Origin of the sequence: Priestia sp. SIMBA_032, from assembly GCF_046535215.1 — a bacterium.
GTDB classification, from domain to species: Bacteria; Bacillota; Bacilli; order Bacillales; family Bacillaceae_H; genus Priestia; species Priestia aryabhattai.
The window spans coordinates 1-239 of the sequence record NZ_JAWRXD010001487.1; the positions used below are offsets into that span (position 1 = coordinate 1).

The window sequence follows — 239 nt, forward strand, 5'->3', positions numbered from 1 at the left end:
CTCACGGCTGCCGCGATGATCCCGAACTTCCTCTTCGCCCGCGCCCAGGGCCGGCTGCAGGGCGCCGGCGACTCGCGAGCGGTCGTCTGGTGGTCGACGGGCGCGCAGATGGCGCAGGCGGTGCTGGCGCTGGTGGCCGTGCTGCTATCCGCGGAATCCAGCGCCATCCTGGCGATCCTGGTACTGACCGCCCTCGCCGGCGCCGTCGGCGCGAGCCTGCAGGCGCGCCGGGAGGCCGT

The 239-nt window shown here is 74.9% G+C and carries 1 protein-coding gene; it reads left to right on the forward strand.

Annotated elements, in window-relative coordinates; translation table 11 throughout:
• The coding region (locus tag SB717_RS39260) for a hypothetical protein (protein ID WP_410908711.1) at nucleotides 1-239 on the forward strand (239 nt) is incomplete at both ends.